The 18,930-nt window shown below is 59.7% G+C and carries 16 protein-coding genes; 10 read left to right on the forward strand and 6 right to left on the reverse strand.

The features are described 5' to 3' along the window. Positions 1-89: 89 nt before the first annotated feature. The 4 genes from OIS53_RS05450 to OIS53_RS05465 form a co-directional block, all read right to left on the reverse strand. Positions 90-2,147, reverse strand: a complete 2,058-nt coding sequence (locus OIS53_RS05450) for a hypothetical protein (protein ID WP_264681385.1) — start codon at positions 2,145-2,147, stop codon at positions 90-92. Continuing rightward, entirely contained in the window at positions 2,125-3,492 is a 1,368-nt protein-coding gene (locus OIS53_RS05455; protein WP_264681386.1) for a hypothetical protein, read from the reverse strand. Before OIS53_RS05455 ends, OIS53_RS05450 begins: the two co-directional genes overlap by 23 nt. A 2-nt stretch (positions 3,493-3,494) precedes the next feature. Then, positions 3,495-4,505 carry a hypothetical protein gene (locus tag OIS53_RS05460; RefSeq protein ID WP_264681387.1) on the reverse strand — a complete coding sequence of 337 codons (1,011 nt, stop codon included), beginning with the start codon at positions 4,503-4,505 and terminating at the stop codon, positions 3,495-3,497. Positions 4,506-4,685: 180 nt separating this feature from the next. Further along, entirely contained in the window at positions 4,686-5,519 is an 834-nt protein-coding gene (locus OIS53_RS05465) for a hypothetical protein (protein ID WP_264681388.1), read from the reverse strand. 373 nt (positions 5,520-5,892) lie between these two features. On the opposite strand from OIS53_RS05465, the gene OIS53_RS05470 reads away from it, so the two are divergent. The 3 genes from OIS53_RS05470 (at position 5,893) to OIS53_RS05480 (ending at position 10,379) form a co-directional block, all read left to right on the forward strand. Continuing rightward, on the forward strand, positions 5,893-8,355 hold the full coding sequence (locus tag OIS53_RS05470) for a TonB-dependent receptor (protein ID WP_264681389.1): 2,463 nt from the start codon (positions 5,893-5,895) through the stop codon (positions 8,353-8,355). Positions 8,356-8,496: 141 nt separating this feature from the next. Beyond that, a complete protein-coding gene (locus tag OIS53_RS05475) occupies positions 8,497-9,477 on the forward strand; it encodes a hypothetical protein (protein WP_264681390.1) in 981 nt (326 codons plus the stop codon). Between the two features lie 239 nt (positions 9,478-9,716). Then, positions 9,717-10,379, forward strand: a complete 663-nt coding sequence (locus OIS53_RS05480) for a hypothetical protein (RefSeq protein ID WP_264681391.1) — start codon at positions 9,717-9,719, stop codon at positions 10,377-10,379. An 80-nt stretch (positions 10,380-10,459) separates the two neighbouring features. Here the strand turns inward: OIS53_RS05480 and OIS53_RS05485 are convergent, their stop codons facing one another. Continuing rightward, positions 10,460-11,098: a cysteine hydrolase family protein gene (locus OIS53_RS05485; RefSeq protein ID WP_264681392.1), complete on the reverse strand. Its 639-nt coding sequence runs from the start codon at positions 11,096-11,098 to the stop codon at positions 10,460-10,462. A 243-nt stretch (positions 11,099-11,341) separates the two neighbouring features. Here OIS53_RS05485 and OIS53_RS05490 point away from each other — a divergent pair, with 243 nt between their 5' ends. The 3 genes from OIS53_RS05490 (at position 11,342) to OIS53_RS05500 (ending at position 12,677) form a co-directional block, all read left to right on the forward strand. Further along, entirely contained in the window at positions 11,342-11,722 is a 381-nt protein-coding gene (locus OIS53_RS05490) for a TonB-dependent receptor plug domain-containing protein (RefSeq protein WP_264681393.1), read from the forward strand. A 152-nt stretch (positions 11,723-11,874) separates the two neighbouring features. After that, positions 11,875-12,126, forward strand: a complete 252-nt coding sequence (locus OIS53_RS05495; protein ID WP_264681394.1) for a hypothetical protein — start codon at positions 11,875-11,877, stop codon at positions 12,124-12,126. Positions 12,127-12,371: 245 nt separating this feature from the next. Beyond that, positions 12,372-12,677, forward strand: a complete 306-nt coding sequence (locus OIS53_RS05500) for a hypothetical protein (RefSeq protein WP_264681395.1) — start codon at positions 12,372-12,374, stop codon at positions 12,675-12,677. 162 nt (positions 12,678-12,839) lie between these two features. On the opposite strand, the gene porX is transcribed toward OIS53_RS05500, so the two are convergent. Further along, positions 12,840-14,405 (reverse strand): T9SS response regulator signal transducer PorX, encoded by a 1,566-nt coding sequence (gene porX, locus OIS53_RS05505; protein WP_264681396.1) that lies wholly within the window; start codon positions 14,403-14,405, stop codon positions 12,840-12,842. Between the two features lie 190 nt (positions 14,406-14,595). On the opposite strand from porX, the gene OIS53_RS05510 reads away from it, so the two are divergent. The 4 genes from OIS53_RS05510 (at position 14,596) to OIS53_RS05525 (ending at position 18,912) form a co-directional block, all read left to right on the forward strand. Next, a complete protein-coding gene (locus OIS53_RS05510; RefSeq protein WP_264681397.1) occupies positions 14,596-14,964 on the forward strand; it encodes a four helix bundle protein in 369 nt (122 codons plus the stop codon). 47 nt (positions 14,965-15,011) lie between these two features. Then, entirely contained in the window at positions 15,012-16,241 is a 1,230-nt protein-coding gene (locus OIS53_RS05515; protein ID WP_264681398.1) for an HD domain-containing protein, read from the forward strand. Positions 16,242-16,363: 122 nt separating this feature from the next. After that, positions 16,364-17,404, forward strand: coding sequence for a UDP-3-O-(3-hydroxymyristoyl)glucosamine N-acyltransferase (gene lpxD, locus OIS53_RS05520; protein WP_264681399.1), 1,041 nt, complete (start codon positions 16,364-16,366; stop codon positions 17,402-17,404). A 113-nt stretch (positions 17,405-17,517) separates the two neighbouring features. Further along, positions 17,518-18,912, forward strand: a complete 1,395-nt coding sequence (locus tag OIS53_RS05525; RefSeq protein ID WP_264681400.1) for a bifunctional UDP-3-O-[3-hydroxymyristoyl] N-acetylglucosamine deacetylase/3-hydroxyacyl-ACP dehydratase — start codon at positions 17,518-17,520, stop codon at positions 18,910-18,912. Positions 18,913-18,930: the final 18 nt, after the last annotated feature.

Here is an 18,930-nt window from a genome sequence, read left to right on the forward strand (position 1 = left end):
CACCGTTCACCGGTGCTGGGCTACCCCGTAGGCGCGCGCAGCAGACCGGCCTACCAGCTTTTGCAGCCGCCAGGCCGGTTGGTTTAGCGCTATTCCTCGTAGCCGTTGCCGTTGTAGCGCGGCACGGGCACGGCCGCGGGCCGGGCTTGGCCCAGGCCGTTGGCCAGCGGGCCACCCGCCAGCCGGTTTTGGCTGCGGCGGTTCTGGGTTTGCTGCAAGGCCACCTGCCGGTCAATCAGCTCGGCGGGTTGCAGGTAGCGGTCCTCGTTGCTGGGAATGTTCACGCGGGCGTCCACGATGTCGGAGGCAATGTCGACGCCGGTTACGGCCTGGTAGGCGTGGATGTAGCGCTGGATTTCCTCGCGCCAGTAGTGGGCCCAGTTGGCCGCATTCACGGCCCCCACGTTGGGGTCGTTCCAGGAGCCGTAGCGGATGCTCAGCAGCAGCTGCTCGCCAAACACGCCCAGGTCGCGGAAGTGCGAGATATTGGTGGAGTTCCAGCCTTGCAGCGTCTTCATGTTGTCGACGCGGTCCATCCACGGCTCGGCGTAGGGCACCATGATGCGGCCGCCCAGGAACTCGCGCATTTCGGGGCGGGCCAGCAGCCACTGCTGGGTCAGCATCTCGGCGCGGGCGGCCCAGGGCAGGTCGCCGTACTGGTTGTGGGCGCCTTCGGCCAAAGTCAGGTGCACCTCCCGCAGGTGGTTGAGGATGGGAAAGCCATCCGGAATCACCGTGGTGAAGTTGGCCTGCTGGTAGAACTCCATCGTAGTGCGCAGCAAGCTATGGAAGCCGCGCTGGAAGTTGGAGCGGTGCTCGGCGGCCGGAATGTCCTGCACGGCGCGGCCCTTCAGCGAGTAGCCGTACTCGTACTTGTACTCCTGGTTGCGGCGGTTGATGGTTTGCCGGAACCGCTCGTCCTCGATAAAGCCCCAGATCAGGTTGCTCAAGGGCCGCAGCGGGTCCAGGTTGAGGTTGGCCAGCGGGTCGGGGCCGGGGCCGGGACGGCGCACGTTCTGGAAGCGCAGGCTGATGGCGTTCATGGTTTGCACCAGGCCGCCTTCCTCGTGCCAGTACGACCAGATCAGCTCCATCAGCGGCGGCGCTTGCAGCCGCGACTTCAGGATGCCGTAGCACCCGTTGCCGTTCAGCTCGCTGCTGCTTTTCAACGGCACTTCCGACAGCTTTTCCCGAATCAGCTTGAAGTAAGGCAGCACCTGCGCGTTGCCGTCCTCGGTGCTCAGCTGGTCGAGGTAGTCGTTGCGCAGGGCGCCTACGTCGATGCGGGCCCCGGCCAGGCGGCCCGCGTTTGACGCGCGGCGGCCGGGCAGCTCGCGCGGGCGGTTTTTGTTGAGGTTGCCCGCCACGCCGTCTAGGTCCTGCTCGAAGGTGCTGTTACGGTCGATGGCCAAGCCGGTTTCCTGCATCAGAAACGCCTCGGTGGCATATTTGAGCAACGTGTACGATGCCACCCGCGAAAACGGCAGGTACTGATTGCGCGCATCCTGGCGCATCTTCACCGAGTCGGCGTCCTGCGCGCACATCACCTTGTCGATAAAGGTGCGGTAGCGGCTGAAGTTGACCGTGCGGTTGCGGATGAGCACCCACAGGGCCTGGTCGGGGCTGCTTTCGCGGCGGGCTTCCTGCATGGTCACCTTCACCGGCGGAGTGGTGGCCTCTTCCAGCACGCGCACCTTCACCGGCCCGAAGTCCAGAAACTGCTCGTTAGTGGGTATGGGCTCCTCGTCGCGGCGGTCCGAGTCCTTGGCCACGAAAAAGCCCCGCACCAGGTACGACCCCAGCTCTTCCCAGGCATGTACCGTCCACGTCAGCGTTAGGCTTTGCTTATCGGCCAGCACCACCTCGTCTTTCGGGTACGTGATGTCGGCAAACATGGCGCTGTTCTCAGCCGGCTCTTCCTGGGGCGGTATCAGCCGGCGGCCGTTCTCCGCGGTGCCGTAGCCCCACACGTACTCCAGGCTCGGGGCGTCGGGGCGCAGGCTGTCAAACACCAGGCGGATGGCCTTGTGCTTGCCAATTTCAGCGGCCAGCTTTTCCTCGCTGCCTTCAACAATCAATTCCAGAGTCAATACGGAGCTGTCGCCCAACGACACCTGCGTGGCGTCAATGATTAGTTCGCGGTTCATGAGTAGTGGTGGTTAAGGGTTGGAAAGAAGTGCCGTTGGCCGAGAGCAGCGGCCGGGCCAGCGCGGAAACCGGCGCCGGCCCGCCGTAGGTGCGGGCCCGGCCCAGGGCCCAGCGCGTGAGCAGGTGCGTGAGCTGGCCGTACTCCTCGGCGGCCGTGAGGTGGCCGTCGGCCTTGGCCTGGCCCACCACGGCAAACGCCAGCGAAGGAGCGGCCTGGGCACGCAGGGCCGGCTGGGCCTGCCACTGCTGAAACAGGCTTTGCAACTGGGCCGGCTGCCGCTCGGCCACCGGAAACAGCTCGGCCAGGCGCCGCCCGCGCAGGGCCGGGGAGCGGTGGTTGCACACCAGCCCGGCAAAGGCCGGCAGCAGATTCAGCAGTAGCCCAATCAGCTGCTGCTTATCGGCGGCCAGGCCGTGGGTGGGGTACAGGGCCTGCCACTGCTGGGCCAGCGCCGCCCACTGCGGGTGCGGAAACAAGGCCTGGCCCAGGGCGAGGCTGATGCGCACCCGCATCCACGGAAACGGGTGGGGCCCGTCGGTGCCGATGCGGAACACGAAGTAGCTCGGCAGGCTCACCACGCTCAGCAGCCCGTAAGTAGCCGAAATGCCCAGGTGCGCCAGCGCCCAGAAGTCAGACAGGATTTCGTTGAGCCAGCGGCTGAGCAGCTGCCAGCCCACTTGCTCGGCGGGCCCGCTCTGCGCCGCGCGCTGGTCGAGCTCGGCCCGGATGGTGGTGGTCAGGCCCAGCAGCTCGGAGCCCTGGTGGCCGACTTCGTGAATCAGCGAGGAGGCAATGCCGCTGCCCACCAGCCGCTCGCGCGGAATCTGAATCACGCCCACGGGGTTGTCGTCGCCGCCGGGCAGGCGGGTGCGCGCCCTACGGATGGCGGCCCCGTGCCCGCGCTCCACAAAGCAGATGAGCGGCGGCGGGTCGTAGAGGTGGCCGGGCAGGGCCAGGGCGTCTTCGGCCAGGGCATCGAGGCCGGCCATGAACACCCCCGTCACGTGCTCCCCGCGCTGGCTGAACACGTCGGCGAAGATGTCGACCTGGTCGAGCAGGTTGTTGAAGCGCAGCTTCAGCAGCACGAAGCGGGCCTGGGCCTGGTCGGCGGTGAGGGCCTGGCTGTCGGGGCTGCGCACCCAGCGCACAAACTCCTGCAAGCGGCGGCGCAGGTCGAAAGCCACGCGGGCCAGGTGGGCGTTGATGGCCGCCTGGGCCGGCGCCGACACGGCCGCGGCCAGCACCATGGGCATGCCCAGCGCAAACGAGCGCACCGTCTGCAAGCGGCTGAACAAGGCCAGCGCCTCGTTGGCCAAAAACCGGGTGTCGGCGGCGCGGCGCATGGCTAGAGCTGGATGATGAGCGTGCGGCCCCGGCGCTGCCACGTGCCGCGCGTAGCCCGCTGCGGCGCCGGGCCGTAGCCGGCCGCCGAATCATCCGGGCCGAAATCGTCGTCGTTGTAGTCGGCCCCAGAGTCGGCGTCGTAGCCGTCGTCCGGGCCGGGGCTGTAGCCGCCGGAGCCGTTGGCAGCTACGGGCCCGAAGCTATTGCCGAAACTGAAGCTGCTGAAGTTGGGCCCGACGCCGATTCGGGCGCCGCCCAGGCCGGGACGCATACTGCCGCGGGAGCCGCCAGGCGTGGGGCGCCGGCCGGCCGTACGGCCACGGCCAGCCGCCGTAAACCGGCCGCGCGCGTCGCGGGCCGGCGGACCGCTCCGGCGCAGCAAGCCGGGGGCGTGGCGGCGGGCCGCCTGGCCCAGGGCCGTGCGTACGGCCGCCTGGGGTGGCAGGCCGGGGCGCTGCCGCTGTAGCCCGGCCCCGCGGCGGGCCGCCGAGTTGGCGAAGCGCACAAAGGCGCGGGCCGTTTCAAACTCCTGGTCTTCGGGGCTGAGGCCTTCCAGCTCCAACTCAAACAGGTTGCTGGCGGCCGAGCCGAGCTTGCCGCCAATCATGCCCCCGATGGGGCCTCCCACAAACGTGCCCAGGGCCGTGCCGGCAACGGGCAGGGCGGTTTTGGCCACCGTTTTGAGGGCCCCGCCGATGCCGCGCCCGATAGGTGAGTTGGCAAAGTTGCGAATGGCGCTGCCCGCGCCCTTAATCAGCTTACCCAGGAACATGTTCAGCTCCTGCTCATTGGTAACTTCGAGCAGCTCGTGGGCCAGCTCCATTTCCTGGGTTTCGTTGAGTTCCTCGCCGAGTTCGTACTGCTCGTACTGCTCGCCGTTCAGCTCGTACTGCTCGCCGCTAAGCTCACCCATAAACTCGGGGTTGAACTCAAAGACTTCCTGCGAGCTGCCGTACTCCTGCTCCTGGCTGAGGGCTTGCTCGAACTCCTGTGCAAATTCGTTCTGGTACATGACGAAAAAGAATTAGTAAGAAGGTGATGGGGTGAAGAAGTGAGAAGGTGCCGATGGAGTGGTGAGGGGCTGGGATGGGGTGAGTTTGATATTCCGGCGGCGCGAGCGGCCCGAACCGGACCAATGACAGGTTGATTCCACTAGCTCACCGCCCGCCTCACCACCTTGCTACTCTTCGCTCTAGACGTTGTAGATGACGAGGGTGCGGCCGCGGCGGACCCAGGTGCCGCGGGCTGGCTGAGCTGAGCCGTTGATTTCGCCGTCGTTGGCGGGGCCGCCTTGCAGCAGGCCCGGCGCCAGCTGGGGCACCGAAACACCGAGCACCTGCTGGCCCAGCTGGCCTGGGGTCAGGCGCGGGTTGCGGCGGGCCAGCTGGCTGGCGCGGCGGGTTACGTCGGAAGCAAACCGCACGTAGGCCCGGGCAATTTCCAGCTCCTGGTTTTCGGGGCTGAGGCTTTCCAGCTCCAGACCGAAAATGCGTTTGGCGTTGCTGGCCAGAAGGTTGCCGGTCTTTTTGCCGACCCAGCCGCCGATAGCGGTGCCCGCCGCCTGCCCGGCCTGGTCGCCAAGGTAGCCGCCGGCGCTGCCGGCAAGCGGCCCCAGGCGGCTCCCCAGCGCGGTTCCGGCCTGCTTGCCCAGGGCCCCACCGGCCGCCCCACCGTACTGGGCGCCCAGCTGGGGCAGCGTATTCTGCCCCACGCCCATCAGGTACTGGCCCACGGCCTGGCCCTTGGGCGAGGCCACGAAGCGCGAAGCGGCGGCCTTCGCGGCCGAAGCGGCGCCCTGCACGGCGCCAGCCACCCGGCTCATCATGCTGCCCAGGAACTGGTTCAGCTCCTGCTCGTTGCTGACTTCGAGCAGCTGGTACGCCATTTCCAGCTCCAGCTCCTGCTGGCTGTACTCCTGCTCATTGCTGTACTCCTGGCCGAATTCCATTTCCTGGCCGTACTCGCCTTGGGAGCTAAACTCGTAGCCGGTTTCCAGCTCTTGCAGCGTCCGATCAATGTTGTGCATGGTTGACAAAGGATTTAGGATGAAGGGGTGTGATTTCCCCTTCTCTTTTGCCAAACCCGGTGCCAGCTTGCCGAAGGCCATTTCCAGCGTCTGAGCGGGGGTAGCGCCGAAACCCGTTTCGGTTGACCTACTCACGGGCCCCTTTTGCCGAAACTGATTTCGGGCTTTTGAGCGGGTTTCTTTTCCGGCGGCGAGGCCATGATTCTATGGCAATCTGTTTATCTTCCGCCGCCCAACCGGCCTGGCCCTGGCCACCGGCTGCCGCACCTGCCCTCCGCTCCGGAGCCACCAGCCGGCACTTCGCCGGGGCTCTTACCCGCTGCTCTGCCTCCTATTGCACTTCCGCCTTTCCACAACCCCTGGAACGTGTACTATGCTCTTCTTTCCGGCCTGCCCTTCGCGTAGGCTTCCGCACGCTTTTGTAGCTGGATTACTCGTCTTTACTGGTGCCGCGCAGGCTCAGCTGCGGCCCGCCCCGCTCACGGGCACCGTGCGCACCAGCGCCGGCGCTGCCGTGGAGTACGCCACCGTCACGCTGCACCGCCCCACCGATTCGCTGGCCCTGAAAACCGAGTTCAGCGACGCCGAAGGCCGGTTTCAGCTGGAGCCCGCCGCAGCGGGGAGCTACCTGGTGTCGGTGGCGCAGGTGGGCTACGGCCGTGCCTGGGCCGGCCCGCTGGAGGCCGGCGCCGCCTCCGCGCCGCCCTTGGTCTTTACCCTCACGCCCAGCGCCGCCACCCAGCTGCAAGGCGTGACCGTAACCGGCCAGCGCCCCCAGTTTGAGCGCCTGCCCGACCGCACCATCGTGAACGTAGAGGGTAGCCCGCTGAGCGCCGGCAGCACCACCCTCGACGTGCTGGGCCGCGCCCCCGGCGTGCGCCTCGATGGCAACGACAACCTGGCCCTGCGCGGCAAGCAGGGCGTGCTGGTGCTGCTGGACGGCAAGCGCGTGCCCCTCACCGGCGCCGAGCTGGCCACCATGCTCCAGTCGTTGCCGGCCGAGCAGGTGCGCTCCATCGAGCTGATTACCAGTCCGCCGGCCAAGTACGACGCCCAGGGCGGGGCCGGCATCATTGCCATCAACCTGCGCAAAGACCAGCGTCTGGGTACCAACGGCTCCCTGAACGCCGCCTACGGCCGGGGCCGCTACGGCAAGTTCACCTCGGGCCTCAGCCTCAACCACCGCACCAAAAGCCTGAACCTGTACGGCTCCTACGCCTACGCCGACCGCCAAAACTTTTTGGAGCTGGACTTTCGGCGGGCCTACTTGCAGGACGGGCGCCCCACCCGCACCAGCGTGCAGCGCAACACGCCCCGCAGCCACCTTCAGTCGCACACCTGGCGGGCCGGGGCCGACTACACCCTGGGCGCCCGCACCACGCTGGGCGTGCTGGTGAGTGGGCTGGGCAGCCGCCTGCCGTCCAGGGGCGACAACTGGGCGCAGTTCTACAACGAGCACGGCCAGCTGGATGCCTCGTTCCTGGCCGACAACCGCCGCCTGCTGCTCACGCCCAACGTGGGGGCCAACGTGTCGGTGCGCCACCAGTTTCCGAAAGACTCCTTGGGCACTGCCGAGCTGACTGCCGACGTGGACGCGGCCCGCTACAGCCTTACCCGCACCCTGCACCTCACCGTCACGGACCTGCTCAGCTCCTTGTATAGCCCGGCCGTGCTCCTGGGCGACCAGGACGGGGAGCTGACCATCTGGAGCGCCAAAGCCGACTACGTGCGCCCCCTGCGCCACGGCCTGCGCCTGGAAGCCGGCGTGAAGGTCAGCCAGGTGGAGTCCGACAACGACGTGCTGTTTGAGCGGGAGCGGGACGGCCGCCGCGAGGTAGACGCGGGCTTGACCAACCGCTTCCGCTACGACGAAAACATCAACGCGGCCTACGTCATTCTGAGCCGCACCCGCCCCGGCCTCACCGTGCAGGCCGGCCTGCGCGGGGAGCAAACCATTGCCACCGGCCGCCAGGAAGCCGGCCAGCACGCCGCCCTCGACCGGAGCTACTTTCAGCTGTTTCCGAGCCTGAGTGTGCGGCGGCCCCTGTCGGAGCGGCACGAGCTGGCCCTGTCCCTGAGCCGCCGCATCGACCGGCCCACCTACAACCAGCTCAACCCCTTCCGCTCCTACGTAGACCCCACCTCCTACCGCACCGGCAACCCCGTGCTCTGGCCCCAGACCAGCACTCAGGTGGAGCTAACTCATACGTTTCGGCAGAAGCTGAGCACGGCCCTGAGTTACACCCGCTACGCCCGCCCCATCGTGAGCGTGTACCTGCTGGACGCCGACGGCCTGGTGGCCGCCACCGACGTGAACCTGCGCGCCCAGGAGCACTACGGCCTTACCCTGACCGCCCCGCTGGAACCCGCCAAGTGGTGGAAGCTGTACGCCAACGCCGAGCTGTTCTACATTCGGTTTCAGGGCGAGCTAGCCGAAACCCCGCCTCCCACCGCCCGGCCTGGTGCCATCCTGAGCCTGAACAACTCCCTGACCCTGGGCCACGGCTGGAGCGCCGACGTGAACGGCTCCTACAACTCGCCGGAACGCTACGCCTACCAGGACCTCCGCTCGTTTGGGCAGCTGGGCCTGGGCGTGCAGAAAAGCCTGGGCCCCGCCACCCTGCGCCTCAACGCCACCGACCTGCTCTACACCCAGCCCCTGCGTGTAACGTCGCGCTACCGGGTGCTAGAGGAGCGGTTCCGCTCAGCCCAGGACACGCGCGTGGTAACGGCCTCGCTCACCTACCGCTTCGGCAGCGAGAAAGTGGCCGCTGCCCGCAAGCGCGCCACCAGTGCCGAAGACGAAAAGCGCCGGGCTGCTTCGGGGTTGCAGTAAAGGAGCCTGAAAAATGGTGGCTTGCAGCAACAACTATTATGTCCCCCTAGAAGCTATTATACACAACAACTACTACTATCTCTTGCATTAACTCAATGCATGAGCTTTATTTGTTACAAAATAAACTTCAAATCATTCATAATGAAAACAAAACTTTGTTATCTACTGTGCATTGGATTGTTGTTCGGCTGTTCCAAAGAAGAGGCACCTCAACCGGTAACCTTGAAACAAAAGAATAGCCAGCATGATTACATACTGCCCGGCGTTACCATTGTTGGCAGCTCACCCGGTGGCGGTACGGGCACAGGCGGAAACTTACCCGTTGAGAACCCAGGAGGTGGAGGGGGCACCGGTCCTAGTGGCCGCGGTCCTGGCGGCTACGAGGGCCCTACTTACAACAATGACCCTGGCGGAGGTTGGGCGGGCACTGACCCTAACAATGTGGTATTGCACATCATTACGGGCCAATCTATTTCCGATAATGAAAAGGCAGATTGTATTCTTTCTAAACTCAAGAGCAACTCACAATTTATGGCCTTGTTAGCTAATTTTCAGAATACTGCTAGATACAATGTGGAGTTCTCTTTAGATGAGTTACCTAATGGCTGGACTGGTATTACCCGTTGGAGTAGCTCAAATAATACGGCTCAAATAAAAATAGATAAATCTATTCTAGAATACCAACATGCTATTTGGGGAGCCACGACTTTTTTTCACGAGGCATTCCATGCTAATTTACAACAGTATGCTATTTCCACTTTTGGAACATTTACTGTATCAAATTGGCCAAAGTCAATTAACGACATGAATTTACAAGAGCTAGCAAGCTACATTGAATCTACCTCACAAAGTAGTGCGGATTGGGTGAATGCCACTCATCAGTTCATGGCTGTACATAATAATATAATAGCTGAAGGTATGCGAACATTTGTCCAAGCAAATTACCCGAGAACATATGCCGAAATTGGCGGAGATATAGAAATTTACAAATACTTAGCTTTAATGGGTCTTGAGGAAACTAAATATTTTAAAGATGAGATTGAGTCTCGTAATAAAACAAATCATTTTGAGCAAGCAATAAACAGATTCTTAACAACAGAACTACAAGATTGTACTAAATAAGTATTATTACATTGCCGATTATATTGAACTAATAAACAACCTAAATAATGTTTTTTTGTCATCTATATTATGTATCATAGTTTAATGATGTTAATCAGCCACAAATGCAGGAACGCATTATTGTGTAAAAAGATTTTAATTATGGAGACCGTTGACGGTAAGGCCCAATATATCGTGTACTGATGCCCAAATTATTCTCATCCAATTGTTGTCAAAATACGCATCACCCGTGCGTCCAATTGAATATCTACAAATATAATTGGCAAGGCAAAATGTCAATTAAATCACCGTCTAAAATCTTACTTGCCATGCGGCACCTGACGACAATATTGCTATGCTGCTTGTTCTACACTCCAGGACGTGCTCAGCATCACAAACCAGACCGATTGCTACAATTTTTTCAAGCAAATTTTGACAGTACGATTATCTATCATGCGTGGAGTTCCTGGTATCCTCATCCCAATTACTATATTGTGGCAAAGCAAGGAAGCCAGAGTTATTATTTCACGTATAAAAGTCCATATAGAGAAAGCAAAGGAGCGCACATACCTGGTGGCTTGATTCGCAAGTTTAGCAGCGAAGAAACAGCTTTTCAGCATGCAAAGCCTGATACCAACCGCTATTTTTTGCCTTTCCCAATTGCGCGACAACAAAGCGCCGTGAGCTGGCAACAAATCAATTCGTCTGCTATCTGGCAGGCTCAGGAAATTATAAACCCAAAGAATACGTGCATGATTGATGACGCCTCGCGGGATACATTTTATCTAATCACCAGGAAAAACAGCAGGGCTATATCGTATTATGCTGCTGAGGAATGTGAGCAGGAAGACCCTACAAACCTTCAGCGGCGGCGAGTTATCCAAACCAAAAGGGCAATTCTAGCTGTGTTCAACGGTAAATAGCCGTAAGTACCCAAAAAAACCGGCCGGTAGACAGTACGTCGCCGGCCGGTTTTTTTGGGTAGTGCCTGGCTGGGCGCAACTTACCCATAGTACCCGCGCCCCACGCCGACGGGCTCGGCCGGGGCCATGAGCTGCTCCAGAAACTCGGTGTGGGTGAGCGGCTGCGAGAACATGGGGAAGTTCTTTTCGCAGGCCAGGCGCTGTTCTTCACTCACAGTGGCGGTGCAGTCGGTGAGGGTGCACACATAGTAGCCCAGCTCGTAGGCCGTGCGCATCGTGGACTCGACGCAGCAGTTGGTGAGGAAGCCGGCCAGGGCCACGTGGGTGATGCCGCGCTGGCGCAAAATGAAGTCCAGGTTGGTGCTCACGAAGCCGTCGAGGCCGCGCTTGCCTTCGATAATGATGTCTTGGCGCTGGGGCCGCAGCACGTCCACAATGTCGGCGCCCCAGGAGCCCTGCCGGAAGGCGTTGCTGTCGACGACGCTTTTCAAAATGCCGTAGGGGCGCGGGCGCAGCTCCCGGAAGTTTTCGGTGAAGGAAATAGGCACGTGCACAATGAGGGCGCCATAGGTGCGGGCTTGGCGCACCAGCTCCTCGGTGTGAGCCAGCATGTTGGTTTGCTGCATCACACTGCGCACGGCCTCGTGCAAGCAGCCACCGGGGGTCGTAAAGTCGTTCTGAAACTCGATGAGGACGACGGCAGTAGTGGTTGAATTCATAGCGGTGCAGGTTGTACTCCTTGGATGTGAACAAGGTACACGTTGCCCCTGCCCAAACCTAGTATAGCGCTATATCTGATTGTCACAATCCGCCCGTTTTCGGCGCATATTTATTTTTCGGTTCGGCTATGGAAAGCCGCTTTAGGTGGCATCTGAGTAATAGGCTGCTGGGGCCCGGCACCAAAAACCCACTTGTGAGCCGTCAACTGCCTGTCTCATCCATTCACCTTTTGTCCCCTCTTCATGCTGTTTTTCCCACGATTCCTCCTACTTAGCAGCTTGCTTGCAGCCGCATCCGTGGCGCAGGCCCAAACGCCCGAGCCACCCCAAGCAACCCAGCAAGCCAGCATTGCCCAGCGTCCCGACTCAGCAAAAGCTAAAGCTATCCGAATCACGTGCGCCAGCACCCGCACACCCAAAACCGAACCCCTCTGTGTTGTAAATGGCGTGCCGGCATCTTCTTTTGAGGACATCAAAAACCTCAATCCCAATGACATTACGGAAATCGTAGTTGTGAAGGGTGCAGAAGCTACTGCCCTCTATGGTACCCGCGGCGCCAACGGCGTTATCCTTATCACCACTTCCAAGGCCTACCGCAAGGCACAAAAAAAGGCCGGTCACTGACCGGCCTCTCTGGTAATGGCTGCTGAACTCATGAGTTGAGCATTGTAAGCGGAAAAGATGCCCCTTCAGTAAGATGCTGCCGCACCGGAACGTGTTCCTGTGGCAACTTGGCTACAGTATCATTCGGTGGATAAACCTAGTATCTTGCCAGTATGAACACGCTACACCTGACCATTCCGCTCACAATTTCGCAACTGGCTGATTTGCTACGCCAGCAATTCACTGCTGATGAACGACAGAAGCTGGCGGAACTGATGCTAGAGCAAAAGCCGAAAGCAAAAAGGCAAAAAAAGCAATTGCCTTCCGTGCGTGAAGATGTGTTGGAGGCCTTGCGGGAGCTGAAGCAGTATCAGCGCGGTGAGATTCAATTACAGACGCTCGATGAATTTTTGAATGAGCTATAGAATCAGGCTCCTCGACAAATTCAAGCGCGACACCAAGCCGCTACTTAAAAAGTATCCGTCGTTGCTGCTGGAAATACAGCAAATGCAGCAGTAACTACTGGTAAACCCAACCTCAGGCAAACCTCTTGGGCAGAATTGCTACAAGATTCGTCTTGCCATTAGAAGCAAGGGTAAGGGCCGTTCTGGTGGCGCAAGAGTGATTTTTTATCTAAGCTGTAGTAGACGAGGAAATCATTTTGCTTACGATGTATGACAAGTCCGAAAAAGCCGACCTCCGCCCCGGCGAGTTGCAAGAGTTGCTGGATGGGGAAGGTGAATCGACCATATTAAAGCGTAATCATGATGGCAGCAGTTCTCATTGTATTTTTTTGGGCTCCTCAAATAGTGTGTGCCATATGGGCTATTATGCGTCAGAAACACCGAAAAGGTGGTATGACAAGCCAGTTACTTATTACCTTATTTCTTCCGATGTGTTTACTAATAATACTTCTACTTATTGCACCATTTCTTATATTTCTAGCTTATGGCTTGGAGAAAATACCGCAACCTAGAACGATTATTCTGTTATCTCCGGCTATTTTGTGCAGCTTATACCTATTTTACAATGCTCTGCAGAAACCTCAGAGTTAGCAATTGAAATAGCAGCAAATTTTCGTGAATAAAGAAGAGGTGAGCCAAAGTAGCTCACCTCTTCTTTATAATTTTCAATGCTATTACCCCCGCGGGCTCAACGTCACGTACGGGATGATGCACTCCTCCAGGGAGATGCCGCCGTGCTGGAACGTGTCCTTGTAGTAGTTCACGTAGTAGTTGTAGTTGTTGGGATAGGCGAAGAAATAGTCGCCCACCGTAAATACATAGGCGGTGCTCACGTTTTCGCGGGGCAGGAAGATGCGCTCCGGCTTGCGCACGGTGTACACATCCTTGCTGTCGTCGAAGCCCAGGTTTTTGCCGTGCTTGTAGCGCAGGTTGGTGTTCGTGTTCCGGTCGCCCACGATTTTGTAGGGGCGCTTTACGCGGATGGTGCCGTGGTCGGTGGTGATGATAAGCTTGCCTTTGCGCTCGGCAATCTGCTGGAGCATCTCGTAGAGCGGCGAGTGCAGGAACCAGCTGCGCGTGATGCTGCGGTAGGCCGACTCATCGGCGGCCAGCTCCCGAATCATGGCCATGTCGGTGCGGGCGTGGCTGAGCATGTCTACGAAGTTGTAGACGATGACGTTCAGCTTGTAGTTGTTGTGCAGGTTGGCCATTTTGCCCAGCAGGTCCTTGCCGGCTTGCAGGTTCGTGACCTTGTTGTAGGAGTACTTGTGCTTCTGGCCGGCCTTCTGGAACATGATTTCCATGAACTCGGCCTCGTGCATGTTCTTGCCTTCGTCGTCGTCGTCCCACACCCACAGGTTGGGATACTTCTTCTGAATGTCGCCGGGCATCATGCCCGAGAAGATGGCGTTGCGGGCGTAGGCCGTGGTGGTGGGCAGGATACTGTAGTAGGTTTCCTCATTATCCACCGTAAATAACTCGGCAATAATGGGTTCCAGCACCTTCCATTGGTCGTAGCGCAGGTTGTCAATGAGCAGGAAATAGACGGGCGTGTCGCCGGTGTCCTTGAGCAGCGGAAACACCCGCTGCTGAAACAGCTGGTGCGACATCAGCGGGGCCTCCTTGTCGTCGCCGTTCACCCAGTCCTCGTAGTTCTCGGTGATGAAGCGCCCGAAGTAGGTATTGGCCTCGTCCTTCTGCATGTTGAAGACGTCGGCCATGCTCTTGCCCTCGGTTTCGTTGATTTCCAACTCCCAGTATACCAACTTTTTGTATACCTCGGCCCACTCCTGGGCCGAGAGCCGGTCGGAGAGCTGCATGCCCAGCTGGCGGAAGTCGCGCTGGTAGCCGGAGTTGGTTTTTTCGCTCACCAGGCGCTTGTTGTCGAGCACCTTCTTCACCGACAGCAGAATCTGGCTGGGGTTGACGGGCTTGATGAGGTAGTCGGCAATCTTGGAGCCGATGGCCTCCTCCATGATGTGCTCTTCCTCGCTCTTGGTAATCATCACCACCGGCACGGTGGGGCGGGCGGCCTTGATTTCGGTGAGGGTTTCCAGGCCCGTAAGGCCGGGCATATTCTCGTCCAGAAACACGATGTCGTAGGTCTGCTCCTGAATTTGCTCGATGGCGTCGGCGCCGGAATTCACGCCGGTTACGTCGTAGCCTTTTTCCTTGAGAAAGAGAATGTGCGGTTTGAGCAGGTCGATTTCATCGTCGGCCCAGAGGATGGAGTATTGCATATAGGGTCTTGGGGTCTTAGGGGCTTGGGAGCTTGGTTATTTCGCTGCTTGATAGGCAGAAAACCAAGCTCGCTTTTTTCCCTGATGCTGCGGCAAAGCAACTAGCTTTACCGGGAAACAGAAAAATATGATTCAGCTTATTTGACACGGTAGACGCGCTGAATGGTTCAACTACCGTTTTTAAGTATTTATGTTTGACTTTCGAAAACTACGCATTTGGCAACATGGTCAAGAGGTAACAGTAGCTGTTTACCAGCTAACGCGGCATTTTCCTAAGGATGAGTTATTTGGTTTAACCAGCCAGCTGCGCCGTTCGGCGGGCTCGGTACCACACAATATTGCTGAAGGCTGCGGTCGACTGTCGAAGCCGGACTTGTTGCGCTTTCTTACCATTGCTATGGGGTCCGCTAGCGAGTTAGAATCTCAACTTCTGCTAGCACAAGCGTTGGGATATTCTTCAACGGAAGCCATAGAAGCCTTATTGTCTGATGTTGTACGACTGCGTAAAATGTTAGCTGCCTACTATCAAAAAGTCAAAGGCAGTCAGGGTGCGGAGTAAAAATAAATGATCCAAGACCCCAAGCCCCTAAGACCCCTAGATCCTAAATGAACAAAAAGAAAATCTTCAACGACCCGGTGTATGGCTTCGTGACCATCCCGACGGAGTTGTTGTTTGACCTCATAGAGCACACCTATTTTCAGCGGCTGCGGCGGATTCAGCAGTTGGGGCTTACCTCTTTCGTGTATCCGGGGGCCTTGCACACGCGCTTTCACCACGCCCTGGGCGCCATGCACCTGATGACGCTGGCCCTGCGCACGCTCAAAGACAAGGGCGTGAAGATTTCGGCCCGGGAGGGCGAAGCGGCCATGGCGGCCATCTTGCTCCACGACATCGGGCACGGGCCCCTCTCCCACGCCCTGGAGCGCAGCATCTTCCACGACGTGCACCATGAGCAGCTGAGCCTCCACCTCATGCGCAAGCTCAACGCCCAGTTTGGCGGCGCCCTGGACCTGGCCATCGAAATCTTCCAGGGCACCTACTCCCGGCCGTTTTTTCACCAGCTGGTCAGCTCCCAGCTCGACATGGACCGGCTCGATTACCTCAACCGGGACTCGTTTTACACCGGCGTGCAGGAAGGCCGCCCCGGCGCCGACCGCCTCATCAAGATGCTCACGGTGGTGAATGAGCGACTGGTGCTGGAGGAAAAGGCCGTGTACAGCATCGAGAACTTCCTGGTGAGCCGACGGCTGATGTACTGGCAGGTGTATTTGCACAAAACCGTGACGTCGGCCGAGCAGATGGTGATTCGCATCATGCAGCGGGCCCGCGACCTGGTGCGCGCCGGCCACACGGTGCCGGCCTCGCCGGCTCTGCACTTTTTTCTGTCGCGCAACGTCACGCAGCAGGAGTTTGAGCAGGATGACCAGATTCTGCGCCGCTTCACCCGCCTCGATGATACCGACGTGTGGGGCGCCGTCAAGCTCTGGGCCGACCACCCCGACAAAGTGCTCAATTACCTGGCCCAGAGCATGCTCGACCGGCATCTGTTCAAGATTACCGTGCAGCAGGAGGCCTTCGACCAGGAGTTTCAGCTGGGCATCGTGGACCTGATTGCCGACCATTTCCGGCTGCCGCCTGCCGACGCGGCCCAGCTCATGATTGCCGGCCGCATCAGCAACAACGCCTACGACGCCGACGGCCAGGACACCATCGACGTGCTGACCAAGCGCGGCCGGGTGGTGAACGTAGCCGAAGCCTCCGACCTGCCCAACATCCGGGCCCTGAGCCAGCGCGTGGAAAAGCACTACATCTGCTACCCGAAAGAGATTTTGTAGAACATGCTTCAGCTTGTTCGTCGTTCGCAACGGCCCGCGCACCTCAGGCACGATTCTAGCGCGCGGTCTTCTAGAATGAACACGCTACAGTGCGTTCTACAATCATTATCTACTTTTGCCCGATGGAATTTACCGTAGGCCAGATAGCAGAAGTGCTGCGCGGAGCAGTGGAAGGCGACGCCTCGCCGCGCATTGACCGGTTGGCAAAAATTGAAGAAGCTCAGGCCGGCTCACTCTCCTTTCTGGCCAATCTTAAGTACGAACCTTACCTCTACAGCACCGGCGCCACGGCCGTCATCGTGAGCCGCACGCTGGAGCTGAAGCAGCCTACCGCCGCGGCCCTGATTCGGGTGGACGACCCGTACACCAGCTTCACGACGCTGCTGGAGTTTTATCAGCAGGCCACGCGCACCGGCAAGCGCGGCGTGGAGGAGCCCAGCTTCCTCGGCGCCGGCTCCACCATCGGCGACAACCACTACCGCGGGGCCTTCTCCTACATCGGCGAGAACTGCGAAATCGGGCGCGACGTGGTGATTTTCCCGCACGTGTTCATCGGCGACCGGGTGCGTATCGGCGACGGTACCATTCTGTATGCCGGGGCCAAAATCTACGCCGAAACCGTCATTGGGGCCCGCTGCACCATTCACGCGGGGGCCGTCATCGGCTCCGATGGGTTTGGCTTCGCGCCCCAGCTCGACGGTTCCTACCGCACCATCCCGCAGATTGGCAACGTAGTGCTGGAAGACAACGTGAGCGTGGGCGCCAATACCACCATCGACTGCGCCACCCTGGGCTCTACCATCATCCGGGAAGGCGCCAAAATCGACAACCTCGTGCAGCTGGCCCACAATGTGGAGGTGGGCCGCCACACCGTGGTAGCGGCCCAAACAGGCGTGTCGGGCTCCACCAAAATCGGGGACTTCTGCGTGCTGGCCGGCCAAACGGGCATTGCCGGCCACCTCACCCTGACCAACCGCACCACCGTCACGGCGCAGTCGGGCGTGGGCAAGTCTATCAAGGAAGAGGGAGTGGTGCTGCAAGGCTCCCCGGCCTTCAACCTGCGCGACAGTTTGCGCGCCAACGCCGTTTTTCGCCGCCTGCCCGACCTGGAGCGCCGCCTCGACCAGCTTGAACGCAGCCGTACCCAACCGGAAAACTCCTAGCTTTGCATGGTTTAGAAGTGAGAGATGAGAAGTGAGAGGTGAGAAGCCGTTGTTGCGCTCAGCAAGCCGGTTTTTCTTCTCACTTCTCGCCTCTCGCCTCTCACCTCTCCAGAATGAACGACAAGCAACATACCATCAAGGCTCCCGTCACCGTGAGTGGCATCGGCCTTCATACCGGCGTGCAGGCCACCATGACGTTTTGCCCCGCGCCCGTGGGCCACGGCTACAAGTTTCAGCGCATCGATTTGCCCGGCCAGCCTACCGTAGACGCCGACGTGGACAACGTGGTAGACTTGTCGCGCGGCACGACAATTGAGCAGAACGGGGCCCGCGTCAACACCGTGGAGCACACGCTGGCCGCGCTGGTAGGCTTGCAGATTGATAACGTGCTGATTCAGCTGGACGGCCCCGAGCCGCCCATCATGGACGGCAGCAGCTTCGAGTTTATCCGGCCCTTGCAGGAAGTGGGTCTGGAAGAGCAAAACGCCCTGCGCAACTACTACGAGATTCCCGACGAAATCCGCTACGTGGACAACGCCCGGGCCGTGGAAATTGCCGGTCTGCCGCTGAACTCCTACCGCCTCACGGTGATGGTGGACTACAACTCGCCGGTGCTGGGCTCCCAGCACGCCTCCCTCACCCACATCGACCAGTTTGCCACGGAAATTGCCTCGTCGCGCACCTTCTGCTTTCTGCACGAGTTGGAAGCCCTTTACAAGCAAAACCTGATCAAGGGCGGCGACCTGAGCAACGCCATTGTGGTGGTAGACCGCGTGGTGAGCGAGGAAGAGCTGAGTGACCTGGCCACCATGCTGGGCAAGCCCAAAGTGGCCGTCAAGAAAGAAGGCATCCTCAACAACGTGGACCTGCGCTACAAAAACGAGCCGGCCCGCCACAAGCTCCTCGACCTGGTGGGCGACCTGGCCCTGGTAGGCCGCCCGCTGAAAGGCCAGATTCTGGCCGCCCGCCCCGGCCACGCCGCCAACGTGGCCTTCGCCAAGCGCATTAAAAAGAAGATGATGGAGGCCCACACCAGCCCCGTGCCGACCTACGACCCGTCGCGCGAGCCGGTAATGGACATCAACCAGATCAGCCAGATTCTGCCCCACCGCTACCCCTTTCTGCTCATCGACAAAATCATTCACCTCGACGCCAGCACCGTGACGGGCGTGAAGAACGTGACGATGAACGAGCCCTTCTTTCCCGGCCACTTCCCCGGCAACCCCGTAATGCCCGGCGTGTTGCAGATTGAGGCCATGGCCCAGACCGGCGGCATTCTAGTGCTCAACACCGTGCCTGACCCCGAGAACTACTGGACCTACTTCCTGGGCATCGAAAACTGCCGCTTCCGCCGCAAAGTGCTGCCCGGCGACACCCTCATTTTCAAGTGTGAGCTGATGGCCCCCATCAAGCGTGGCATTGCCAAAATGAGCGGCAAAGCCTACGTGAACGGCAAGGTGGTGATGGAAGCCGAAATGTCGGCCAGCATCATCCGCAAAGACGCCTGATTTTTGAATTAGTAATTA

It is taken from the genome of Hymenobacter sp. YIM 151500-1 (genome assembly GCF_025979885.1).
GTDB lineage: Bacteria > Bacteroidota > Bacteroidia > Cytophagales > Hymenobacteraceae > Hymenobacter.